At 59.6% G+C, this 21577-nt stretch carries 23 protein-coding genes; 12 read left to right on the top strand and 11 right to left on the bottom strand.

Annotation, left to right across the window (positions count from 1 at the left end; translation table 11 throughout):
• Positions 1-36: 36 nt before the first annotated feature.
• Genes N1037_02985 through N1037_02970 form a run of 4 tightly spaced genes read left to right on the top strand, consistent with a single transcriptional unit; the run spans position 37 to position 2404 of the window.
• Positions 37-651 carry a LysE family translocator gene (locus tag N1037_02985; GenBank protein ID UWS80008.1) on the top strand — a complete coding sequence of 205 codons (615 nt, stop codon included), beginning with the start codon at positions 37-39 and terminating at the stop codon, positions 649-651.
• A 44-nt stretch (positions 652-695) separates the two neighbouring features.
• Entirely contained in the window at positions 696-1289 is a 594-nt protein-coding gene (locus N1037_02980) for a class I SAM-dependent methyltransferase (GenBank protein ID UWS80007.1), read from the top strand.
• On the top strand, positions 1282-1749 hold the full coding sequence (gene rnhA, locus N1037_02975) for a ribonuclease HI (protein UWS80006.1): 468 nt from the start codon (positions 1282-1284) through the stop codon (positions 1747-1749). Before N1037_02980 ends, rnhA begins: the two co-directional genes overlap by 8 nt.
• A gap of 31 nt (positions 1750-1780) precedes the next feature.
• The gene (locus N1037_02970; GenBank protein UWS80005.1) at positions 1781-2404 is read left to right on the top strand and encodes a trimeric intracellular cation channel family protein; all 624 of its coding nucleotides are present in this window, start codon (positions 1781-1783) and stop codon (positions 2402-2404) included.
• A gap of 31 nt (positions 2405-2435) precedes the next feature.
• Here N1037_02970 and N1037_02965 read toward each other — a convergent pair whose 3' ends face one another.
• The 7 genes from N1037_02965 to def (N1037_02935) form a co-directional block, all read right to left on the bottom strand.
• Positions 2436-2870 carry a hypothetical protein gene (locus N1037_02965; protein UWS80004.1) on the bottom strand — a complete coding sequence of 145 codons (435 nt, stop codon included), beginning with the start codon at positions 2868-2870 and terminating at the stop codon, positions 2436-2438.
• A 96-nt stretch (positions 2871-2966) separates the two neighbouring features.
• Positions 2967-3203 (bottom strand): GlsB/YeaQ/YmgE family stress response membrane protein, encoded by a 237-nt coding sequence (locus N1037_02960; GenBank protein UWS80003.1) that lies wholly within the window; start codon positions 3201-3203, stop codon positions 2967-2969.
• Positions 3204-3215: 12 nt separating this feature from the next.
• On the bottom strand, positions 3216-3452 hold the full coding sequence (locus N1037_02955; GenBank protein UWS80002.1) for a hypothetical protein: 237 nt from the start codon (positions 3450-3452) through the stop codon (positions 3216-3218).
• 49 nt (positions 3453-3501) lie between these two features.
• A complete protein-coding gene (gene fmt / locus N1037_02950; GenBank protein ID UWS80001.1) occupies positions 3502-4449 on the bottom strand; it encodes a methionyl-tRNA formyltransferase in 948 nt (315 codons plus the stop codon).
• 18 nt (positions 4450-4467) lie between these two features.
• Entirely contained in the window at positions 4468-4965 is a 498-nt protein-coding gene (gene def, locus N1037_02945; protein UWS80000.1) for a peptide deformylase, read from the bottom strand.
• The gene (def, locus tag N1037_02940; protein ID UWS79999.1) at positions 4962-5471 is read right to left on the bottom strand and encodes a peptide deformylase; all 510 of its coding nucleotides are present in this window, start codon (positions 5469-5471) and stop codon (positions 4962-4964) included. Before def (N1037_02940) ends, def (N1037_02945) begins: the two co-directional genes overlap by 4 nt.
• A 5-nt stretch (positions 5472-5476) precedes the next feature.
• Positions 5477-5995 (bottom strand): peptide deformylase, encoded by a 519-nt coding sequence (gene def, locus N1037_02935; GenBank protein ID UWS79998.1) that lies wholly within the window; start codon positions 5993-5995, stop codon positions 5477-5479.
• 206 nt (positions 5996-6201) lie between these two features.
• On the opposite strand from def (N1037_02935), the gene N1037_02930 reads away from it, so the two are divergent.
• Together N1037_02930 and N1037_02925 are read left to right on the top strand one after the other, a co-directional pair.
• Complete coding sequence (locus tag N1037_02930; GenBank protein UWS79997.1) at positions 6202-7374, top strand: pyridoxal phosphate-dependent aminotransferase; 1173 nt, start codon at positions 6202-6204, stop codon at positions 7372-7374.
• Positions 7375-7376: 2 nt separating this feature from the next.
• On the top strand, positions 7377-7931 hold the full coding sequence (locus tag N1037_02925) for a L,D-transpeptidase family protein (protein UWS79996.1): 555 nt from the start codon (positions 7377-7379) through the stop codon (positions 7929-7931).
• A 159-nt stretch (positions 7932-8090) separates the two neighbouring features.
• Here the strand turns inward: N1037_02925 and N1037_02920 are convergent, their stop codons facing one another.
• Positions 8091-8459: a hypothetical protein gene (locus N1037_02920; protein UWS79995.1), complete on the bottom strand. Its 369-nt coding sequence runs from the start codon at positions 8457-8459 to the stop codon at positions 8091-8093.
• 331 nt (positions 8460-8790) lie between these two features.
• Between N1037_02920 and N1037_02915 the strand changes: the two genes are divergently transcribed.
• The 4 genes from N1037_02915 to N1037_02900 all read left to right on the top strand — a co-directional run bounded on the left by N1037_02915 (position 8791) and on the right by N1037_02900 (position 13068).
• The gene (locus tag N1037_02915) at positions 8791-9765 is read left to right on the top strand and encodes a glutathione S-transferase family protein (GenBank protein ID UWS79994.1); all 975 of its coding nucleotides are present in this window, start codon (positions 8791-8793) and stop codon (positions 9763-9765) included.
• A 174-nt stretch (positions 9766-9939) separates the two neighbouring features.
• On the top strand, positions 9940-10914 hold the full coding sequence (cobD, locus tag N1037_02910) for a threonine-phosphate decarboxylase CobD (protein ID UWS79993.1): 975 nt from the start codon (positions 9940-9942) through the stop codon (positions 10912-10914).
• Positions 10911-11858 carry an adenosylcobinamide-phosphate synthase CbiB gene (gene cbiB, locus N1037_02905; GenBank protein ID UWS79992.1) on the top strand — a complete coding sequence of 316 codons (948 nt, stop codon included), beginning with the start codon at positions 10911-10913 and terminating at the stop codon, positions 11856-11858. The genes cobD and cbiB overlap by 4 nt, the downstream gene beginning before the upstream one ends.
• Positions 11859-11898: 40 nt before the next feature.
• Positions 11899-13068 carry a lytic murein transglycosylase gene (locus N1037_02900; GenBank protein ID UWS79991.1) on the top strand — a complete coding sequence of 390 codons (1170 nt, stop codon included), beginning with the start codon at positions 11899-11901 and terminating at the stop codon, positions 13066-13068.
• A gap of 109 nt (positions 13069-13177) precedes the next feature.
• On the opposite strand, the gene N1037_02895 is transcribed toward N1037_02900, so the two are convergent.
• The 3 genes from N1037_02895 to N1037_02885 form a co-directional block, all read right to left on the bottom strand.
• Positions 13178-13645 (bottom strand): YbjN domain-containing protein, encoded by a 468-nt coding sequence (locus N1037_02895; GenBank protein ID UWS79990.1) that lies wholly within the window; start codon positions 13643-13645, stop codon positions 13178-13180.
• 175 nt (positions 13646-13820) lie between these two features.
• Positions 13821-17276 (bottom strand): AAA family ATPase, encoded by a 3456-nt coding sequence (locus tag N1037_02890; GenBank protein ID UWS79989.1) that lies wholly within the window; start codon positions 17274-17276, stop codon positions 13821-13823.
• Between the two features lie 420 nt (positions 17277-17696).
• Entirely contained in the window at positions 17697-19208 is a 1512-nt protein-coding gene (locus N1037_02885; GenBank protein UWS79988.1) for a PLP-dependent aminotransferase family protein, read from the bottom strand.
• Between N1037_02885 and N1037_02880 the strand changes: the two genes are divergently transcribed.
• On the top strand, positions 19207-20457 hold the full coding sequence (locus tag N1037_02880; GenBank protein ID UWS79987.1) for a hydroxymethylglutaryl-CoA reductase, degradative: 1251 nt from the start codon (positions 19207-19209) through the stop codon (positions 20455-20457). The two genes, N1037_02885 and N1037_02880, sit on opposite strands and share 2 nt — an antisense overlap.
• A gap of 26 nt (positions 20458-20483) precedes the next feature.
• Complete coding sequence (dctP, locus tag N1037_02875; GenBank protein ID UWS79986.1) at positions 20484-21521, top strand: TRAP transporter substrate-binding protein DctP; 1038 nt, start codon at positions 20484-20486, stop codon at positions 21519-21521.
• Positions 21522-21577: the final 56 nt, after the last annotated feature.

Below are 21577 nucleotides of genomic sequence, written 5' to 3'. Positions count from 1 at the left end.
CAGACCAGATCGAGACCCCACCGAAAGGGCCAGCTAATGATTTCCATGCAGTTTCTCATCACCGCAATTGTTGTCGTTCTGGCCCCCGGAACCGGGGTTCTTTATACGCTGGCGCTGGGGCTTGGTCAGGGGGCACGGTCTGCGGTTTGGGCCGCTTTGGGCTGCACCCTTGGCATCCTGCCGCATCTCGCTGCGGCAACCCTGGGGCTGGCAGCGGTACTGCACAGCTCCGCGCTGCTGTTCCAAGTCGTGAAAACACTCGGGGTGCTTTACCTGCTCTATCTGGCCTGGCAGGCGCTGCGCTCTGGTGGGGCGCTGACGATCTCTTCGCAGACCAAACGGCAATCGGCTCTGCGCATCGCCCAACGCGGCGCGCTGATCAATATCCTCAACCCCAAGCTGTCGGTGTTTTTCCTGGCGCTGTTGCCGCCCTTCCTGTCCGGCGACCCGGCGCATGCCACCTCTGAAATGGCCCTGCTGGGCGCGGTGTTCATGGGGCTCACCTTTGTGGTCTTTGTGCTCTATGGGTATTTCGCAGCCCAGGCCCGGCAATTTGTGCTGGGATCCGAAACCGTGATAAAATGGCTCAACCGTGGCTTTGCTGGCATTTTTGCCGCCCTTGCCGCCCGACTGGCCATTGAACGCGCCTGACCGCCACGGCCCACCTCCAACACCCCCCATTGATAAGGCCTTCGATGAGCGACACAGAAACACTCAAAGTTTATGGTGACCGGGCCGCAGACTATGCAGCACTGAACCAGGACTATCTCAGCAATGACCCGCGATTGCTGGAGTTCATTACCGCCTGCCCTTCCGCAGGCCGGGTGCTGGATCTGGGCTGCGGCCCCGGCACCTCGGCTGCGGTGATGGCCAAAGCGGGCCTGCACGCCGATGCCACCGATGCCTCGCAGGAAATGGTTGCTCTTGCACAGGATATGCCAGGTGTTACCGCCTGGCGGGCGACCTTTGAGGAGATCCAGGGCGTCGCACTCTATGACGGGATCTGGGCCAATTACAGCCTGTTGCACGCCCCACGTGCCGCCATGCCCCACCATCTGGCTGCACTAAAACGCGCCCTGAAATCAAACGGCGTCTTTTATATCGCCCTCAAGCTGGGTAAAGGCGAAGCCCGCGACGCTCTCGGGCGGCTTTATACCTATTACGAGGAAGACGACTTGCAAGATTTGCTCAAGACCGCCGGATTTACCGTGCTGAACTGCGCGTTTGGGGAAAGCGAAGGCCTTGATGGCACCATGGCCCGCTGGATTTCGGTGGCCTGTCATGGCTGATCTCTATGCCTATACCGATGGCGCCTGCTCCGGCAATCCCGGCCCCGGCGGCTGGGGCGCCCTGTTGCAGGCCAAGGATGGCGACAACGTCATCAAGGAAAAGGAACTCAAGGGCGGCGAGGCCAATACCACCAACAACCGGATGGAGCTTCTGGCCGCGATCAATGCGCTGGAAAGCCTCGACCGGCCCTCAGCGCTAACCCTGGTGACCGATAGCAACTATGTGAAAAACGGCATCACCGGCTGGATCTTTGGCTGGAAGAAAAACGGCTGGAAAAACGCTGCCAAGAAGCCCGTCAAAAATGTCGAGCTGTGGCAGCGTCTGGATGCCGCCCAAAGCCGCCATCAGGTGACCTGGGAATGGGTCAAGGGCCATGCGGGCCACCCCGAAAACGAACGCGCCGATGAGCTGGCCCGCGCCGGTATGGCGCCGTTCAAGAAAAGCAAATCAAAGGCATGAGGCCCGCGCAGGGGATCAAGGAGAGATCACAATGACATTTGTCACCCTGCTCGACTATGCCGCTGTATTGGTCTTTGCCCTGACGGGCGCGCTGGTGGCGAGCCGCGCCCAACTGGATATCGTCGGCTTTGCCTTCATCTCGTGTCTGACTGCGGTGGGCGGCGGCACGGTGCGGGATCTGGTACTGAACCGCGAAGAGGTGTTCTGGGTTGCCGATCCCAACCACATCCTGCTGGCGGCGGGCGCGGCTGTTGTGGTGTTCTTTACCGCCCATCTGGTAGAGAGCCGTTTGCGCCTGCTGATCTGGCTCGACAGTTTTGCCCTGGCCGTTGCGGTCTCGGCTGGCACCGGTGTTGCACTGGCGCTGGACAAGCCCGCTGTCATCGTGGTGCTGATGGGCATGGCCACCGGCAGCATGGGCGGGTTGATGCGCGATGTGGTGGTGGGGGAAGTCCCCTTGGTGCTGAAACAGGGAGAGCTTTATATCACCTGCGCCATGAGCGGCGCCATTGTGGCGGTTGCGGCCAGCTCATTCGGCCTGGCCTCTGGCCTCGCTCTGGTCTTATGCGCCATGGTCTGTTGGGGGCTGCGGGCAGGCTCCATCGCCTTTGGCTGGCATCTACCCGTCTATAAAAGCCGCCCACCACGCAGTTAAGACCGTTCAAAAACACACCGGCTCTGGGTATTTAGTTAAACAATTGGTTCTCGCTCCAAGCCTCTAACAGGTCGGCATTCCTGTCTTTGAAACGCTGTATTTCCCGCCTATTCCCCGTTTCCGTGAAAGGAACTTCCGGATTCTCTAAGGCGCCGGTGATGCAGGTTTTTGAAAGTTGCTCACAGAGGGGCAGCGAAAGACTGTCATCTTGAAACTTCACACCAACCACGCAGACCAACGCATTTTCAACTCCTGCTTCCTGCAAGGCCGCCACCGCCCCTGCTCTCAGAGCCTGCCAGCGACCAAATTGATCGCGAAAAAGGGCGTTCATCTCCGGGCTTAACCCGTTCTCAAATTGCAGCCCGCCGCCCGTCAACCCCAGCTCTACCATTACTTTTAGCAGCAGAAACTCCCCCCGATCAGGAGGAACGGACTGCAGATGAAGGTGAGTGTGTTCAACAAGCATTTGTTACACCGAATTTTTAACAACTTGCGCTACCGAGCGGTCAAAGCTCAACGGCCTCAAACGTGCGACCACAGGTCGGGTAAAACCTGATCGACCTTAGCGCTTGATATATGTCTGCCACAGCCAGATCAGCGTCAGGGCGCCCAGCACCGCGCCGACCATGCCTGCGACCATGCCCATTACCGTCAACAAGGCACGCAGGACAAATCCGCCGATCAGGGCGCCGGCAATGCCAATCGCCATGGTGGTGATGATATCGGACTCAATCCCCATAATCCGCGTCGCCAGAAAACCAGCCGCAACGCCAATGATGATCAGAAACACAACACTCATAATATCTCTCCGCTAACGTCGCCAGTGAAACGGCACGATGATCAGTGCCCCTATTGAGGACACAATGGCATTAAGCCCCGGTGAGGCAAACCCGATGCCAAACATGATCCGTACAAAGAAGAACAAAAAGGCGCCGCCGATGCAGATGATGATCGAAGGCAGGTAGCCGTTTTGGGTAAAGCCGCTTTTCTCTGCCGCGTAGCCGGTGATCCCGGCAATCACCACGGTGCCCATCATGGTCAGAAACAATGCCCTACTCCCCGTTTACAGTGACGCCCAGTTTGAAACTGCCGCCCTGTTACAACTGTCGCCCTGTGGCAAGCGGGAAGCCCCGCACAAAGATGTCGCGATCCTGCGCGCCTTTGCCGGCCCGTTGCAAGCGCAGAATTTCAATCGCGCCAGCCTCCTCCCCGGCGCCACAGGCAATTGTCAGGCTGTCGCCATCCAGCACCTGCCCCGGCGCGCCGGTGCCCATGGTGCCGGTGCCCATAGTGCCTGTGGTGGCCAGCCGCGAGGCCAGGAGCTTTATCCGCTGGCCATCTATGTCGACCCAGGCGCCGGGAAAGGGCGATAGGGCGCGAATTTTGCGGTCCACCTCTTTCGCCGGTTGCGTCCAGTCGATCTGCGCCTCGCTTTTGTCGATCTTGGCGGCATAGGTCACGCCCTCGTCTGGCTGCACATCCGGTGTCAGCCCATCGAGATGGCGCAGCGCGGTGACAATCAAGGACGCGCCCATTTCCGACAGGCGATCATGCAGCTGGCTGGTGGTTTCCTCATCGCCAATCGGGGTGCCTTCGCGCAGCAGCACCGGCCCGGTATCCAACCCGGCCTCCATCTGCATGATGCAGACGCCGGTCTCGGCGTCGCCGGCCATGATGGCCCGGTGGATTGGCGCCGCGCCGCGCCAGCGCGGCAGCAGGCTGGCGTGAATGTTCAGACAGCCCTTGGCAGGCGCGTCCAGAATCGCCTGCGGCAGGATCAGGCCATAGGCCACCACCACCGCAATATCAGCGCCCAGCGAGGCAAATTCTTCCTGTTCGACGGCGCCCTTAAGCGACACCGGGTGGCGCACCTCCAAGCCCAGCTCAGCGGCGCGGGCATGCACCGGGGTGGGCCGGTCCTTTTTGCCACGACCAGCCGGACGGGGCGGCTGGCTATAGACCGCTGCGATCTCGTGACCGGCCGCAACCAGCGCATCCAAGACCGGTACTGAGAACTCCGGCGTTCCCATGAAAATGATACGCATGCTGTTGCCCCCTTGGGTTTACCCGTTCAGTTTCTTGGATTTCTTGATCAGCATATCGCGCTTCATCTTGCTGAGATGATCAAAGTACAGCTTACCATTCAGATGGTCGATCTGATGCTGCACGCTGGTGGCCTCGATGCCGACAAAATCGCGCTCGGTGATCGCGCCTGTTTCGTCCATATAGCGCACGGTAACGGCGCGGGGGCGTTTGATCTTGGCCGAGACCCCGGGCAGATTGGGGCTGGCCTCTTCGTGTTCGCGCAGCTGGGTCGAGGCATGCAGCACCTCGGGGTTGGCCATGCGCACGGCGCGACCGCGCTCTTTGGAGCCATCCACCACCGCAAGGCGCAGCATGACCCCGATCTGATTTGCACCCAGACCAACGCCGGGCATGGCCTCCATGGTGTCGATCATATCGGTCCAGACCGCGCGGATCTCATCGGTGATCTCGCTGACCTCAGCGGCGGCGGTGCGCAGGCGTTTGTCGGGCCAGGGCAGGCAAATACGTGCGGTCATGCGGGTCTCTCCAGATGTCGGCGATAGGTCTCTTCGGCTTCAACGCGGGCCTCGGGCACCAGACGGTCAAAAGTCACCAGACCATCGAGGTGGTCATATTCATGCTGTATGCACCGGGCGGCAAAGCCGTCGAATGTGCCAGTCTGCCAGCAGCGCGCCTCATCCTGCCAGCGCAGTGTCACGGTGCTGGGGCGCAGGACCGCTGCCATCACACCGGGGATCGACAAGCAGCCCTCATCGCCGGTTGCAAGCTCAGCCCCAAAGGTCAGGATTTCGGGGTTGATCATCACCAGGGGCGTGCCCGGCCCGTCCTTCCAGGTGGCATCCATCACAAACAGGCGCTTGAGTACACCAACCTGCGGTGCCGCCAAGCCCCGGCCCGGAGCCGCGTACATGGTCTGAAACATATCGGCGATCAGGGGGCCGAGATCCTCCTGCGGCGCAACCAAAGCGCAAGCGGTCGACAGGCCCGCGTCAGGCCATTGCAGGATGGGCAGCAGCGCCATGATCTCTAGTCCCGTGCCAGCTCACGTTTGAGCTTTTGCATTTTACGGGTGATCATCTGCCGCTTGAGCGGTTTCAGGTAATCAATGAACAGTTTGCCATCCAGATGGTCGATCTCATGCTGCACGCAGGTGGCCCAAAGCCCGTCAAAGGTCTGACGCTGCAGGTTACCGTCCCGGTCCAGCCACTGCACCTCGACGTCGCGCGGACGGGTGACTTCGGCATATTGATCGGGGATCGACAGGCAGCCTTCCTCGTAGACGTTGGTCTCATCAGAGGAGGAAATGATCTCAGGGTTGAACATCACCAGAGGCTTGGGCGCCACGCCCTCCTCTTTTTCGCAATCCAGCACGATGAGGCGATCCATCACACCAATCTGTGGCGCTGCCAGCCCGATACCGGGTGCGCCATACATGGTTTCCAGCATGTCATCGGCCAGAACGCGCAATTTATCCGACAGATCGGCAACCGGAGCGCAGACCTTTTTCAAACGGGGATCAGGATGGATCAGGATCGAATGTTTCATGGAGGTGATTTAGGCCATTGCCCCTGTCACTGCAACGCCCTGCTTGCGCATGCCTGCCCCCCTTGTCCTCGTTGCCGCCCTGTCGACCGATGAAAAGATGCCCAAAATTGCCGCGGCCGCAGCAGCTGGTGTCAACAGAGGAACAGATCCCCTTGCACCTCGCGCATTTGCCGCTAGCTTCGCTGGCAAAATAGCGGAGTATCCCCATGGATTTTGACAGCATCATCGACCGTCGCGGCACCCATTGCGCCAAATGGGATCTTATGGAGAGCCTATACGGTGTCTCACCCGACACTGGTCTGGCCATGTGGGTGGCCGATATGGATTTTGCCGTGCCATCCATGGTCACCGACAAGATGCGCGAAATGGCCGATCACGGGATCTATGGCTATGTGAACTGCGACACCCCCTACAAGGATGCAATTTGCTGGTGGATGCAGAATCGCCACGGCTGGACCGTGGATCCCGAGGCCATTTTCACCACCACGGGTCTGGTGAACGGTGTCGGCATGTGCCTGGACAGCTTTACCCAGCCGGGCGACGGTATTGTGCTGTTCACCCCGGTCTATCATGCCTTTGCCAAGGTCATTAACAACGCCGGCCGCGAGGTGGTGGAATGCCAGATGATCAACCGCGATGGCCGCTATGAAATGGATATGGCCACCTATGATGCACAGATGACCGGCAAGGAAAAGATGGTCATTCTCTGCTCGCCCCATAACCCCGGTGGCCGGGTCTGGAGCCAAGAGGAATTGCAGGCGGTGGCGGATTTTGCCAAGCGTCACGACCTGATCCTGCTGTCGGATGAGATCCACCATGATCTGGTCTTTGACGGGGCGACCCATATTCCGATGCAAAACGCCGTGCCAGAGATCACCGACCGGCTGTTGATGCTGACCGCGCCCTCCAAGACCTTCAACTTTGCCGGGCTGCACACCGGGCAGGTGATCATCCCTGACCCGGATCTGCGGGCAAAGTTCCAACGCCGCATGCTGGCCCTGGCGCTCTCGCCAAACTCCGCCGGTCAGTTTGCCACCGCTGCGGTCTATTCTCCCGAAGGTGCCAAATGGGCCGATGAGCTGGTCGCCTATATTGATGGCAACCGTCAGGTCTTTGATGCCGCCATCGCCGACATTCCCGGGCTCAGCTCGATGAAGCTGCAGGCCACCTATTTGTCCTGGATTGATTTCTCCGGCACCGGCATGAGCCGGGAAGAATTCACCAAGCGGGTGGAGCAGGATGCAGGCATTGCCGCCAACCATGGCACCACCTTTGGCACCGGCGGCGAAAGCTTCCTGCGCTTCAACATGGGCACCCAGCGCAGCCGGGTGATCGAAGCAGGGGAACGCCTGGCCAAGGCCTTTGCCGACCTGCAATAATCATGGCCAGACCTGGTATAAAACGGGCCGCGATCTTGGTGATCGCGGCCGTGGCTCTGGGTCTTGGCTGGGGGCTGTGGCAGCTCTACGGCCCCCGTCTTGCCAGTCCCGCCAGTCCTGAGCTGGCGATACAGGTCGACCGGGTTGACCACATCCTGATCGAAAAATCCGCCCGCCGCCTGACCGCCAGCCGCGCGGGGCAAAAGGTATTGCAATATGACATCGCGCTTGGCTTTGATCCCATCGGTGACAAAAGCCGCGAAGGCGACGGCAAAACCCCGGAAGGCCTGTTCACGGTCGACCGCCGCAATCCAAACAGCAGCTACCACCTGTCGCTGGGCATCACCTATCCGCAGCCAGAAGATATCCGCCGCGCGGCGGAGGCGGGCATAGATCCGGGCGGAGATATTTTCATCCACGGCCAACCCAACGCCTTGGGTAATCTGTTGCAGCTGCCGGGGGATTGGACCGCCGGCTGTATCGCCATCAGCAATGCTGAAATGGAGCAGCTGTGGCGGCTTGTTGATCTGGGCACCAAGGTCGAAATCAGACCCTAAATCAGAGCGTATCGGAGCCTAACGAGGATTCACACAGAAAAAGACCCGCAACCGATAGGTCTGCGGGTCCGCTATTCTGCAAGGTGTTTCCACTCGGAAAGCCCAGATTTTGGCAGCCTGCCGGAGGTCGCAGGCGAAGCTTTTTACAGGCGGAGCTTTTTACAGGCGGCTTTCAGCACCTTCATTGCCCAGCAGGCCAACCGGCGCATTTGGCGCCCGGTAGAAATCCAGCGGCGCCGTGTCAGAGGCGGCGGTTTCACGTTTGAACTCATAGCGCATTTCGCCACCCTCGGCCTCGGAGGCAACAATCAGGCACTGCGACACGTGACGTGATCCCTCATAGAGATCAACCAAGCCCCGCAGCTGCGGTACAAATTCCTCTTCCACCGAAAAGCCGTTTTCCCAGCTGCGCAGTACCGGGAAATAGCCACCCTCCACAGCCACCCGCAGACGGCTTTTCTTTTTCAGGCCGGAAACGCGTGCAGCATCCATCGCTTCTTGAACAGCTTTTGGCACATAGGTGGTCATAACAATCGCCCTTTTGGCAAGTGGTTGAGCGACGGGAATCGCATCAAGATCGGCTAGGTATCTACCTACAAAGGTGACCTAGAAATGGATAAAATCAAGTGAACATTTTGAGACATCTCCGGCGCAATCGTTCACATCGCTATTCGTTGGTAGCGTGAAGACAGGACCCGCCAAGACCGACCACCGCTGAAAGGCCTGCAGGCACAGGGTCGTGATGTGCAGCCATGCAGAGGCGCTGCGCGACAACACGGATAGGCCCAGACAGGAACTGCGCCTATTTGTCTCTGTAATCACTCATGCCGCGGACCTGCCGAGATAAGGAGAGAAATCAATGGGACTTTTGATTGACGGAATATGGAAAGACCAATGGTACGACACCAAATCCAACGGAGGAGCGTTCAAACGCTCTGAGGCACAGTTTCGCAATTGGGTAACCGCCGACGGAAGCGCCGGACCAACAGGACAAGACGGATTTAAGGCCGAAAGCGGTCGGTATCATCTTTATGTCTCGCTGGCCTGCCCCTGGGCCCACCGCACCCTGATCTTTCGCGCCCTCAAGGGGCTGGAGGATCACATCTCAATCTCAGTCGTGCACCCCGATATGCTGGGCGAAGGCTGGACCTTCAAGCGCGACTCCCATGGTGCCACCGGCGATCACCTGTTTGACAGCAGCCACGCGCATCAGATCTACATCCGTGCCGATGCCAAATACTCTGGCCGCGTCACCGTGCCCATTCTGTGGGACAAGACCCGTGAGACCATCGTCTCAAACGAGAGCGCCGACATCATCCGCATGTTCAATTCGGCCTTTGACGGCATCACCGGAAACGACCTTGATTTCTGGCCAGAAGAGCTGCGCGAACCCATCGAGGCGGTGAACAGTCGGGTCTATGACACGGTCAACAACGGCGTCTACAAATGCGGTTTTGCCACCTCACAAGACGCCTATGATGCCGCCGTGGGGCCGCTGTTTGACTCGCTGGACTGGTTGGAGGATCTGCTGTCGCAGCATCGGTATCTGATGGGCACCCAGCTGACCGAAGCCGACTGGCGCCTGTTCACCACATTGCTGCGGTTTGACCCGGTGTATCACCTGCATTTCAAATGCAACAAGAAGCGGATCATCGACTACCCCAACCTCTGGGCCTACTGCCGCGAGCTGTACCAGTATCCGGGTGTACAGGCGACCGTGGGCATGCAGCATATCGTGCGGCACTACCACTACAGCCATGACACCATTAACCCAAACCGCATCCTGCCCGTGAACCCGGACATCGACTGGCTGGAGCCCCACGGCCGCGGCTAAAGCCGCACAGCCAGCTCTGCCGGACCCGCCTGACACCTAAGGGTCCGGCCCCAGCCACCGAGGCAAGAACTCCTGCGCGATAAGGCAAAGCTCGCTTGCCTTATCGCGGCCCCTGTTTCATAGAAACACAGCCAGGCCAACGGCTGTGGCGGTGATAGCAGGTTGGGGGTTTCCATGTCGGCAGATGTTACTGAGAGCCTGGTTGAAACAGGCGCCACCCTGCGCGACCATGGCGGCAATCTGAGTGCTGCCATCCAGCACTACGGCGGCAACCGCGCCGATTGGATTGATCTGTCAACGGGGATAAACCCCTGTCCTTATCCGCTGCCTGCTTTTGACGCTTCGGACTGGACAGCGCTGCCGGATACCGCCGCCAGTGCAGAACTTGAACAAGCGGCGCGGCGGTTCTGGAACGTCCCCGCCGAGGCTGCTGTGTTGCCCGCGCCCGGGGCCTCGGCCCTGATTGCGCTGTTGCCGGGGGTTGCGGATCCACGTTGGGCCAGAATCGAAACCCCAACCTACAATGAACATGCCGCGGCCTTTGCCAATCACGGCTGGACCATCTCTGGCAGCGGTCCTGCCGAAGCCTGTGTTGCGGTGCATCCAAACAATCCGGATGGACGCCTGTGGCAGGCAGAAGAGATCACCGCGCCGCTGTGCATCATAGATGAGAGCTTTTGCGATATTTGCCCCGATCAAAGCCTCATCCATCTGGCTGCCAAACCCGGCGTTATCGTGCTCAAGAGTTTTGGCAAATTCTGGGGGCTGGCGGGAATGCGGTTGGGCTTTGCCATTGGCGATCCGGAACTGTTACAACGGCTGGCCCAACTGCAGGGGCCCTGGGCGGTTTCCGGCCCGGCGTTGAAAACCGGCCTGCAGGCGCTGCAGGACCAGGACTGGGCCGATCAGACCCGCCAGAGCCTAGCCCGTGATGCTCAGCGGCTTGATCGTTTGGCAACCACGCGCGGTGCCACAGTGGTGGGCGGCACTGATCTGTTTCGCCTGTACCAGGTCGAAGATGCCGCACAGTGGCAAGAGCGGCTTGCCAAGGCCCATATCTGGAGCCGTATCTTCCCCTATTCAACAACCTACATCCGCCTGGGCCTGCCACCGCAACAGGGCTGGGACCGGCTGGAGGCCGCCCTATGAACACCGCTGAGATCCTTTTGCTGGCCCTGGTGCTGGACGCCGCCCTGGGAGAGCCGGACTGGCTCTGGTCCCGCCTGCCCCATCCGGCTGTTTTGATGGGAAAGTCCGTATCCTGGCTGGAGGCGCGTCTCAATACAGGCGCTGATACGCCCCCCGAGACGCGCCTAGGCACAGACTGGGCCAAACGCGCCAAGGGCGTTGCTGCAATCACCCTGTTGGTCTGCCTCGGGCTGGGGGTTGGCTGGCTGTTGTCCCTGTTTGGCCCCCTGGTCGAGCTGCTGGTTGCTGCGATCCTGATCGCACAGCGTTCGCTGGTTGAGCACCTGCGCGCCGTCGCAGATGGGTTGTCGCAGTCGCTGGTACAGGGACGCCAGGCCGTTGCCATGATTGTCAGCCGCGACACCGATACGATGACCGGCCCCCAGGTCGCCCGCTCCGCCATCGAGAGCGGATCCGAGAATATGTCAGACGGGGTTATCGCCCCGGCCTTTTGGTTCCTGCTGGCCGGGCTGCCCGGATTGATTGCCTATAAGATGATCAACACCGGCGACAGCATGATTGGCTATCGCACCCCCCGCTACCAGGACTTTGGCTGGGCCACGGCGCGGCTGGATGATCTGGTCAATCTGATCCCGGCGCGGCTGACCGGTGTGATGATTGCGCTGGCTGGCGGCGTGCTGCGCGCCTGGCCTGCGATTGCCCGGGACGCGGCCAAACATCGCTCCCCCAATGCCGGCTGGCCCGAGGCGGCAATGGCGCGCGCGCTGGGGCTGTCCCTGGCGGGGCCACGGTCTTACGATGGGGAAATGCGCGATTTTGCCTGGGTCAACGCCCCCGGCACCAAAAGCATCACCGGCCCTGCAATTTTGCGCTGTTGTGATATTCTTTGGATGTCTTGGTCTATTGGGGTCGGGCTATTGGTTGCTTTTGCGGTCATCTTTTAGCACATACGATGTTTTAGAGCTTCATCAAGGACTGCCCGCCATGCGCATTTTGCCTCTCGCCCTTGCTGCCCTCATGGTGCCAGCAACCGCTTTTGCCCAATGTGGCGGCAGCTTTTCCGGCTTTGTCAAATCACTCAAGCAGGAAGCCCTGACTGCGGGATATGACAGGGCAACCGTCAACGGCTTTTTCAAAGGCGCCAGCCAGGACCCCAAGGTTCTGAGGGCGGATCGGGCGCAGGGGGTGTTCCAGAAACCCTTTATCGAGTTTTCCCGCCACCTGATATCGCAGAACCGCATCAACCGGGGCCGGACGATGGCCGAAAAATACGACAGCACCTTTCGCCGGATTGAAACCACCTATGGCATCAACCGTGGCGTCTTGCTGGCCTTTTGGGCCTTTGAGACCGACTACGGCAGCTTTCAGGGGGATTTCAACACCCGCAACGCGCTGATTACCCTGGCCCATGATTGCCGCCGCCCCGAGCTGTTCCGGCCGCAGATCTTTGCAGCACTTGAACTGTACAAACGCGGCAATTTTGACCCCGCCCGCACCACTGGGGCCTGGGCGGGTGAGATCGGCATGGTGCAGATGCTGCCGCAGGATATTCTTGATAATGGCGTCGATGCCGATGGCGATGGCCATGTCAGCCTCAAAACCTCTGCCCCGGATGCGCTGATGTCCGGCGGCAAGATGCTGTCGCATCTGGGCTGGCAAGCCGGGCAACCCTGGCTGCAAGAAGTCACCATTCCCGCTGATCTTGACCTGTCAAAATCCGGCACCGATACCAAACTCTCGGTCAAGGAGTGGCAGCGCATGGGGCTGCGCGCCAAAGACGGCTCCCTTGCGGCTGGCTCCCTGAAGGCCTCACTGCTTTTGCCCCAGGGGCACAAGGGACCAGCCTTCCTCGCCTATCCCAATTTCGACGTCTATTTTGAGTGGAATCAGAGCTTTACCTATGTTTTGACCGCTGCCTATTTTGCCAATCGGTTAGAGGGCGCATCGATCTACACCGCAGGCAAGCCCGATCAGGGGCTTGTCGGTGCCCAGATGAAACAGCTGCAGCAGAAACTGCAGCGCCTGGGCCATGATGTTGGCAAGATTGACGGTATTCTTGGTGCCAAGACACGCGCCGCAGTTCAAAGCGAGCAACAGCGCCTGGGTCTTCCAGCTGATGCCTGGCCAACACCTGCGCTGCTGAACCGTCTGTAACGCGGCAGCAGGTCTGCAAACGCCAGGTACTGATACAACAAGGGGCATGAGTATTCATGCCCCTTTCTGAATAACCTTCAAGCCGCGAACCCGGGCTTTTAGGCGTCACTCAATAGTCGATGAGCTCTTCAAAGTCGCCCATCAGGCGCGACCAGAGCCCCACCGTTGTGGCAAAATCATCGGCGCTGATGCCGCCGTCACCCAAATATACATCCATCTCAAGCTTGGTTGATCCGTCCTCGGCAACATAGGCGCGAACCCAGCGTTTTTCAGCGTTGAAGTCATTTACGGTCTTCAACCGGACAGACCCATCTGTGGCATAGCCGGAATAGAACTGGATGGAATCGCAATTGGTGTTGTCTTCACAGCCATAGTAAAAAATCGTGAATTCGCTGCCATAGTGCTCGACGTTCAGCTGCGGATCCCCCACATTATCGACCAGAACCTCAACGCTTGAGCCTTCATCCAGAAAGAACCCTTCGATGCTGCTGGACTGTCGGGCGGTCAGGTTTTCTGCCTGTACGGCAAGGGGGCTGATTGCAAGAGCTGCAACCGCAAAGAGATTTGTCAGTTTCATAGTTCTCTCCAATTGTGTTTGTTTAAATGCTGGCTCTAAGATCACAAGCCGTCATTCCCACCAGCTAGTTACGTAGACCTGTACCCGGCGTGCAAGGGTGGAATTATGAGTTGTTTTCCCCCGTAGCCCAAAACCAAAGTGTACATTTCATGGCCCATCGTTGCTCAATTTTCGCCTATGCGACAAGAGCTTCTGCCTTTTTCAGATCAACCGAGACCAATTGGCTAACGCCTTTTTCCTGCATGGTGACGCCGAACAACCGGTCCATTCGCGCCATGGTAACCGCATGGTGGGTGATAATCAAAAACCGTGTTTCAGTCTGGCGGCACATCTCGTCCAGCAAGTCACAGAACCGGGTGACATTGGCGTCATCCAGCGGCGCGTCCACCTCGTCCAGCACACAGATCGGCGCTGGGTTGGACAGGAAGACCGCAAAGATCAGCGCCATGGCGGTGAGGGTCTGCTCGCCACCGGACAACAGCGACAGCGTCGACAGCTTTTTGCCCGGCGGCTGGCACATGATCTCCAACCCGGCATCCAGCGGGTCATCGCTTTCCACCATCACCAGATTGGCCTCGCCGCCGCCGAACAGATGGGTAAAGAGATTTGCAAAGCTGGCGTTTACCTCTTCAAACGCGGTGAGCAACCGCTCGCGCCCCTCGCGGTTGAGACTGGCAATACCGCTGCGCAGGGTCTTGATCGCCTCTTCCAGGTCGGCTTTTTCCGAGACCAGCTCATCATGTTCGGTCTGGATTCCCCGTGCGTCTTCTTCGGCGCGCAGGTTCACCGCCCCCAACGCATCCCGTTGCCGCTTGTGTCGGTTGACTTCGGCCTCCAGCTCCTCTGCCCCTGGCATCTGGTCGGGGCTGACCTCCAGCTGTTCCAGCAGCGCCTGCGGGCTACAATTCTGGTCTTCGCTGATCCGTTCAGCCGCATGGGTCACGGTTTCACGCGCCGCCTCACATAGGGCTTCAGAGCGCGCCCGCGCTTCACGCCCTTCCGAGGCAAGCCGTTCAGACTCACGTTCGATCTGCACCAATTCGCGCAGTGCGGTCTCTGCTGCGATCAAGGCATCCGAGGCGGTGGTCTTGCGCGCTTCCGCATCCGCGATGGCTTCGTTCAGCTCTTCGCGTTTTTCAGCAATCTCCGCAGGCACCGCATGGGCCTCTTCCAGCTCCTCCTGCGAGGCTTCGCGGCGTTCGGCCAGTTCTTCGATGCGTCGCTCTGCGGTTTCCAACCGGTGCCGCCAGCCCGATAGGTCCTTGGTCACTTGCTGGGCCCGCTTGGTACGGGCCTCGCCGTCGCGGCGCAGCTCATCATGGGCTGAGCGATGGGTGAGCATGGTGATCCGGGCGGCTTCCACCCCCTGTTTGACGTCTTCGACCCCAGCCCGTGCCGCATCCAGATCGCCAAGATCCGCCTGCGCCGTCTCCGCCTCTGCCAGTTGCAGCCGGGCATTCATCGCATCTTCACTGTGGCGCGTCACCGCAATGCCTAGTGTCTCCAGCTTGCCCTCGGCCAGATTGCGCTCGGCCTCTGCCCGGCTGAGCGCGCGGGCGGCATCGGCAACCCGTTGATCCGCAACCCGGCGCGCCTGTCGCGCGTTCTGATCCGCCTGGGTCACCTCTTCCAGCCGACGGATCAGTGTTTCATGCGCCGCGCGGGTGCCATCGGCCTTGGCGCTGACCTGCTCCAGTTCTTGCTTCAGCGCCTCCAGCCGGTTCAGCTGTTCCAGCCTCAGCGCCGCGGCACTGGGCGCGTCCTCGGCCCAGGCCCGATACCCATCCCAGCGCCAGATATCACCTTCAAGCGTCACCAATCTCTGACCTGGCTGCAGCTGCGCCTGCATCCCACGGGCGGTATCACTGTCAACAAGGCCAATCTGACCAATCCGGCGCGCCAGGGCCTCAGGACCGGACACATGTTTGGCCAAAGGCTCCACCCCGTCAGGCAGCGGCACATCGCGGGCATAGGCCGGCAGCGCGACCCAGCCCGTTGGCCCGTCTACCGCCGCCAAAGGGGCGCGCAGATCATCCGCCAACGCCGCGCCCAGCGCCTTTTCATAGCCAGGGGCGACGCTCAGCGCGTCCAGAATTTGCCCCCGTTCAGCGGTGTCCCGCTCCAATAGCTTTGCCAGCGCTGTTACCTCGGCCCGGATCGCCCCCAACGCCCCTTCCGCCTCAGAGCGTTGCGCCCGTGCGGCGGATTCCAAGGCCTGGGTTTCGGTGCGCAGCTCATCCGCCGCAGCCAGGGCCTCCTCGGCCATCTCCACGGCTTCGCGGGCTTCTTCCTCGGTGGCCAAAGCCGCCTCAAACCCTTCCCCTGCCAGTTCCAGGGCCTCGCCGGCCTGATCCTGCGCCTGCTGCGCTGCCGCACCTTCGCTTTCAGCCCGCGCCAGGGTGCGCTTGCAATCCTCAACCAGACGCAGCGCCGATTGATACCGCGCCGACAGGCGCGCCACATCTTCGGTCAACTGGGTCAGGTGATCTTCGCGCGCCTCCAGGATCGTTGCCGCTTCCCGCGCCAAGGCGCCCGCCTCGCTTAACCGCTCATCATGGCCCTCACTGGCCTTGGCCAATTCCTTTTGTTCCCAATCCAGCCGCTCAATCGTCTCTCCGGCATCGCGGTTGAGTCCACCTTCACGGTCAATATCATTGCCCAGCTGCTGGATACGGCTGACCAACCGTTCGATGGTCTGGCGTGCCTGTGCCTCCTGATCGCCCAGCGAGTCGCGCTGCACCACCAATCGCTGCAAAATGGCGGCGGCAATGGCCTGTTCCTCGCGCAGCGGTGGCAGGCCTTCTTCGGCCTCGGCGCGATTGGCTGCCGCAGCCCGCGACAGGGCCTCGCCCTTGGCCGCCTGGGTCAGGCGAATGGTCAGGTCCTGCTCCGCAGTCAGCCGGGCATCATCCGCCTCGCGCCAGCGTCGGTACAGTAACATCCCCTCTGCCAGCCGCAGCTTTTCACCGATATCACGATAGCGCTGCGCCTGTCGGGCCTGACGCGCCAATTGCCCCAACTGGCCTGCCAGTTGCTCCACCACATCATCCACCCGCAACAGGTTCTGTTCGGTGTTTTTCAGCTTCAGCTCCGCCTCATGGCGCCGCTGATACAGGCCGGAGATACCCGCAGCCTCTTCCAGAATACGACGGCGCGCCTTGGGCTTGGCATTGATCAATTCCGAAATCTGACCCTGCCGCACCAAGGCCGGAGAATGCGCCCCGGTAGAGGCATCGGCAAAGAGCATCTGCACATCCCGCGCCCGCACATCTTTACCGTTGGATTTATAGGCACTGCCCACATCGCGGGTGATACGACGGACAATTTCCAACTGATCCGCCTCGTTGAACCCCGACGGTGCCAACCGGTCCGAGTTATCAATCAGCAGGTTCACCTCGGCAAAATTGCGGGCCGACCGCGAGGTGGTGCCGGCAAAGATCACGTCTTCCATGCCGCCGCCACGCATCGCCTTGGCACGGGTCTCGCCCATCACCCAGCGCAAAGCCTCCAGCAAGTTCGACTTGCCACAGCCATTGGGACCAACCACGCCAGTCAACCCGTCCCCGATGATCAGATCGGTCGGGTCAACAAAGCTTTTAAAGCCAGTAAGCCTGAGTTTTGAAAAGCGCAAAGCCGCCCCTGAGTGATTCTTATATCCAGCGAGTCCAGCAGCTTCCCAGCTGCCCTGTCAACGTAAACGACCCCATTGCGCGCGACAGCCGACCCGGGCCGCAGCATATCTTGTGGATAACTGCCCTGATTCACAGAATCCCATGGATCCCGCTTTCATCTTTTCAAAAATAGTCCGGGATTTACCTGTCGCAGACACAGAGAGGCTGGCCTCCTAACACCGCCTCGGCAGCCCCGTTGCAGCTGCAAGGATGGCAGACAACCCCAGCCATTCAGGCTCAGGCCTGCTACCCCAAACGGATACCCAGCCGCTCGCAAACTATCTTGCGCTCACATCGATACCTGCGCCAGAAGCGACACGCAGGCGATATGGCAGGTCGTGGAATTACCGTACTTTTGATGATCGACGCAAAAACCACGATCACAACGACTGACGCAGGAAAGCATAAAAGCGACTGTCATTTACGCGGCTCCAATTGAGCCTGAGTGCGGGGCAATCACTATGTTCTGCAATTCTGAAAAGAGCGCCGGGCGCCAGGAACACCCCGACCTCAGCAGCTTTTTGCGCCACATCAATATCAGAGGTTCCCGCAGGAAGTGGGAGCCAGCCGTAAAGCCCCTCTGCCTGTTCTGGCGCGATCTCAAACCCGATTTTCTTTAGCTGCTGCACCCCGATTTCGCGCTCCTGCTTCAACTTCCTGGCAAGACGCGCACACTGCTTTTCATACCGGCGCGTCCGCATGAGATCTGCGATCAGGCGTTCGGTGTGGCTAGAACTGTTGACGGTTAAAACCATCTTGAGTTCCGCGAGGCTGTGAGAAATTTCCGGATCGGCAATGATGTAGCCCGAGCGCAAAGTAGGCGTGAGAACTTTGGCAAAGGTGCCGATTTGTATAACCCTTTGAAGGCGGTCCAATGAGGCAAGACGTGTCCCGGATACGCCAGGCAAATCTATGAACGGGTCATCGTCAACAACAAGTATGTTGTGGCGCTCGGCGATTTGCAAAACGGTATGGGCCGTGGGGAGATCAATCGAACAGCCTGTCGGGTTCTGGGCAAGCGATTGGGTGAAGAACAGGCGGGCCTGGTAGTGATCGGCTGCGGCCTGAAGAGCGTCGCAATCGGGGCCATGTGGTCCGCGCGGAATACCAATGACATTGACGCCTGCCAGTTTCAGTTTGGCAAAAAGAGGATAATACCCCGGATCATCAACCAAAACGGTTTCACCAGCGCGGCAAAAGCGACGGATTACAAGATCAAGCGCATGGTTGGCGCCAAAGGTGGTCACAACTTGATCTGGCTGAACATGGATGCCCGCAGCGCCATGCGCGGCAGCGATGTATTCACGCAGAGCAAGCAACCCGTGTGGCGCGCCATACCCGCCTTCGCCCGATGCAAGCGTGACAGAGGGGGCTGCGTTCAACAGCCAGCTTTCCGGGGGACGGCCATCGCCAACGAGCACTTTGTAGGGACGATCCAGCTGAGCATGCAGCAAGGATACGCTGTCGCGCGCCTCCCGCAGATTGGCGGGTTCCGCCGTCGTTGCAACGCCATGGGCGACAAAAAAACCTGCGCCCTGGCGCGCGTACACAAGGCCGTTTGCCACCAGCTGATCGTAAACGGCGACCATGATATTTTTTGATGCGCCGTACTGTTCAGCCGCACGGCGAAGCGACATTAGTTTTGTCTCTTCAGCGAGTTCCCCCGACTTAATCCTGTCGTGCAGGCTTCTGTAGATGCGATCTGTCTTTGTCTGTGTCATCTGCGCAGTGTGTCCACGTTCCGATGGGTACAGTCCAGAAAAAATTGTCCAAACTGTACCAATACAACCTCGCTCAAATTTACAATCTTCCCGCTGGAGATCAGGAGGAGACACCATGACTGTTAGCGCGACTAAAACCCCGTCTGTTGTGAATTCACGGATTGAGGGCATGCGGGATATGGAGCCTGCTGACCGCCGCGATGCCATTGCCATCGCCGCAGGGCTTGATACCCCAGCCAAAGCTGCGCTTTCAGATGGCTCCGCACTGCCGGTTGCAGTGGCAAACGGTATGATCGAGAACGTCATCGGCACGTTTGAGCTGCCACTCGGGGTGGCTACAAATTTCGTCGTCAACGGTCAGGACTATCTCGTTCCTATGGTGGTCGAGGAACCTTCTGTGGTTGCTGCGGCCTCCTACATGGCCAAAATTGCGCGGGCCGGCGGCGGGTTCAAGGTGAGTTCTACCGCACCGATCATGCGGGCGCAGGTTCAGATCATTGGCCTGGATGATCCGTTCGGCGCGCGGGCCGCGTTGCTGGCTCAGCGGGACGCGTTGATTGAAAAAGCCAATTCCAAAGACACCGTGCTGACCGAGCTTGGCGGCGGCTGCAAAGATATCGAGGTTCATGTTTTCCCCAGTTCGGCCATTGGTCCGATGGTGGTCATGCATCTCTTGGTGGATGTGCGCGATGCGATGGGGGCCAACACGGTCAATACCATGGCGGAAATGCTGGCGCCACAGGTCGAGGAAATTACCGGCGGAACGGTGCGCTTGCGCATTTTGTCCAACTTGGCCGACAAACGTATGGTGACCGCAAATGTGCGTATTCCAACGGATGCCCTGACGACAAAAACACTGAGCGGGGCGCAGGTTGCACAGGGCATCGTCGAAGCCTGCGAACTGGCGATCATTGATCCCTATCGCGCCGCAACCCACAACAAAGGCATTATGAATGGCATTGACCCCGTTGTCGTCGCCACAGGCAACGACTGGCGCGCGATCGAAGCCGGCGCCCATGCCTATGCGGCCCGCAACGGCCATTACACGTCCCTCAGCCGCTGGGAGGTCGCCCGGGATGGCGCACTGGTCGGCACACTAGAATTGCCGATGGCGATGGGGATTGTTGGCGGCGCAACCCGCACCCATCCAGCCGCACAGGCTGCGCTCAAACTTATGGGAGTCACAAGCGCACAAGAGCTTGCGGAAGTGACAGTCGCCGTGGGCTTGGCGCAGAACATGGCCGCGCTGCGTGCGCTTGCAACCGAGGGCATTCAGCGCGGCCATATGACCCTACATGCCCGCAATATCGCCATTACCGCAGGCGCGCAGGGGAGTGATATCGACCGTGTGGCCAAAGCCATCGTCGAAGCGGGGGATGTTACCGTCGCCCGCGCCAAACAGATGCTGGAGGGCATCTGATTTCAATACTTCAGGGAGGAAAACCTATGACTAACGCTACACGGCGTACTCTTTTGCGTTTCGGCGCGGCAGCTCTTGCTGCACCTGCAATTCTAGCCTCGGGCACAACGGCCCGTGCGCAAAGCGTGACCAAATGGCGGATGCAGGCGCTTTGGGGCGGCGGTACGACGCCCATGCTGTATGAGGAAAAATTTTGCGCCCGCGTCGCCGAGCTTACCGGCGGTTCGCTTGAAATCACGCCTTTTGCGGGCGGGCAAATTGTCCCCTCCGCACAGGCCTTTGACGCCGTGCGCGGCGGCGCATTTGAACTGATGAAAACCTTTGACGGCTACACCGCAGGCAAAATCCCGGCGCATGGGTTTTCGTCGACTGTTCCGTTCGGCTTTCCCGAGCCGGACCAATACGAGGCCTGGTTCTATGAACGAGGCGGGCTGGAAATGGCGCGTGAAAGCTATGCACCTGCTGGGCTCACCTATGTTGCGCCTACGGTTTATGGCCAAGAACCGATCCATTCGCGGGTGCCGGTGCGGAAAATCGCCGATCTGAATGGTCTGAAGGGCCGTTTTGTCGGACTGGCCTCTGCTGTGATGGCCGATTTCGGCGTGTCAGTTTCGCCGCTTCCCACTTCCGAAGTCTATTCGGCGCTGGACAAGGGGTTGATCGACATCGCGGATCGCGGCGACATCAAAGCCAACTTTGAGGAGGGCCTGCACGAGGTCGCAAAATACCTTATCCTGCCGGGTGTGCATCAGCCGACCACTGCCACCTCTTATGTTGCAAATACGCGCGCATTTGACGCCTTGGACGCGCAACAAAAAGCCGCTCTTGCGGTGGCGGGTCGGGAAATTTCCGGGACCCTGCGCCAGAATATTCTCGTTGCGAATGGCGAATACATCAAGAAATTCCAAGACGCAGGTGTTGAGATCATTGATTTCGATCCTGAAGATGTCGCCCAAGCACGGGCCAAAGCCGTCGAGGCCTGGAAAAAGGCCGCAACGGATGACATCTCCAAGCGCATGATGGAGTCTCAGATCGCGTTGATGCAGGAATTGCGCCTGCTCTAAACTCAACCCATTTTGCACCTAAAATTGCATCATCCCGCGCCAACCATTCTAGGATA

Source organism: Phaeobacter sp. G2 (assembly GCA_025163595.1).
GTDB lineage: Bacteria > Pseudomonadota > Alphaproteobacteria > Rhodobacterales > Rhodobacteraceae > Pseudophaeobacter.
The sequence above is the reverse complement of the archived record's forward strand: the minus strand, read 5'-3'. Positions and strand labels throughout refer to the sequence as shown.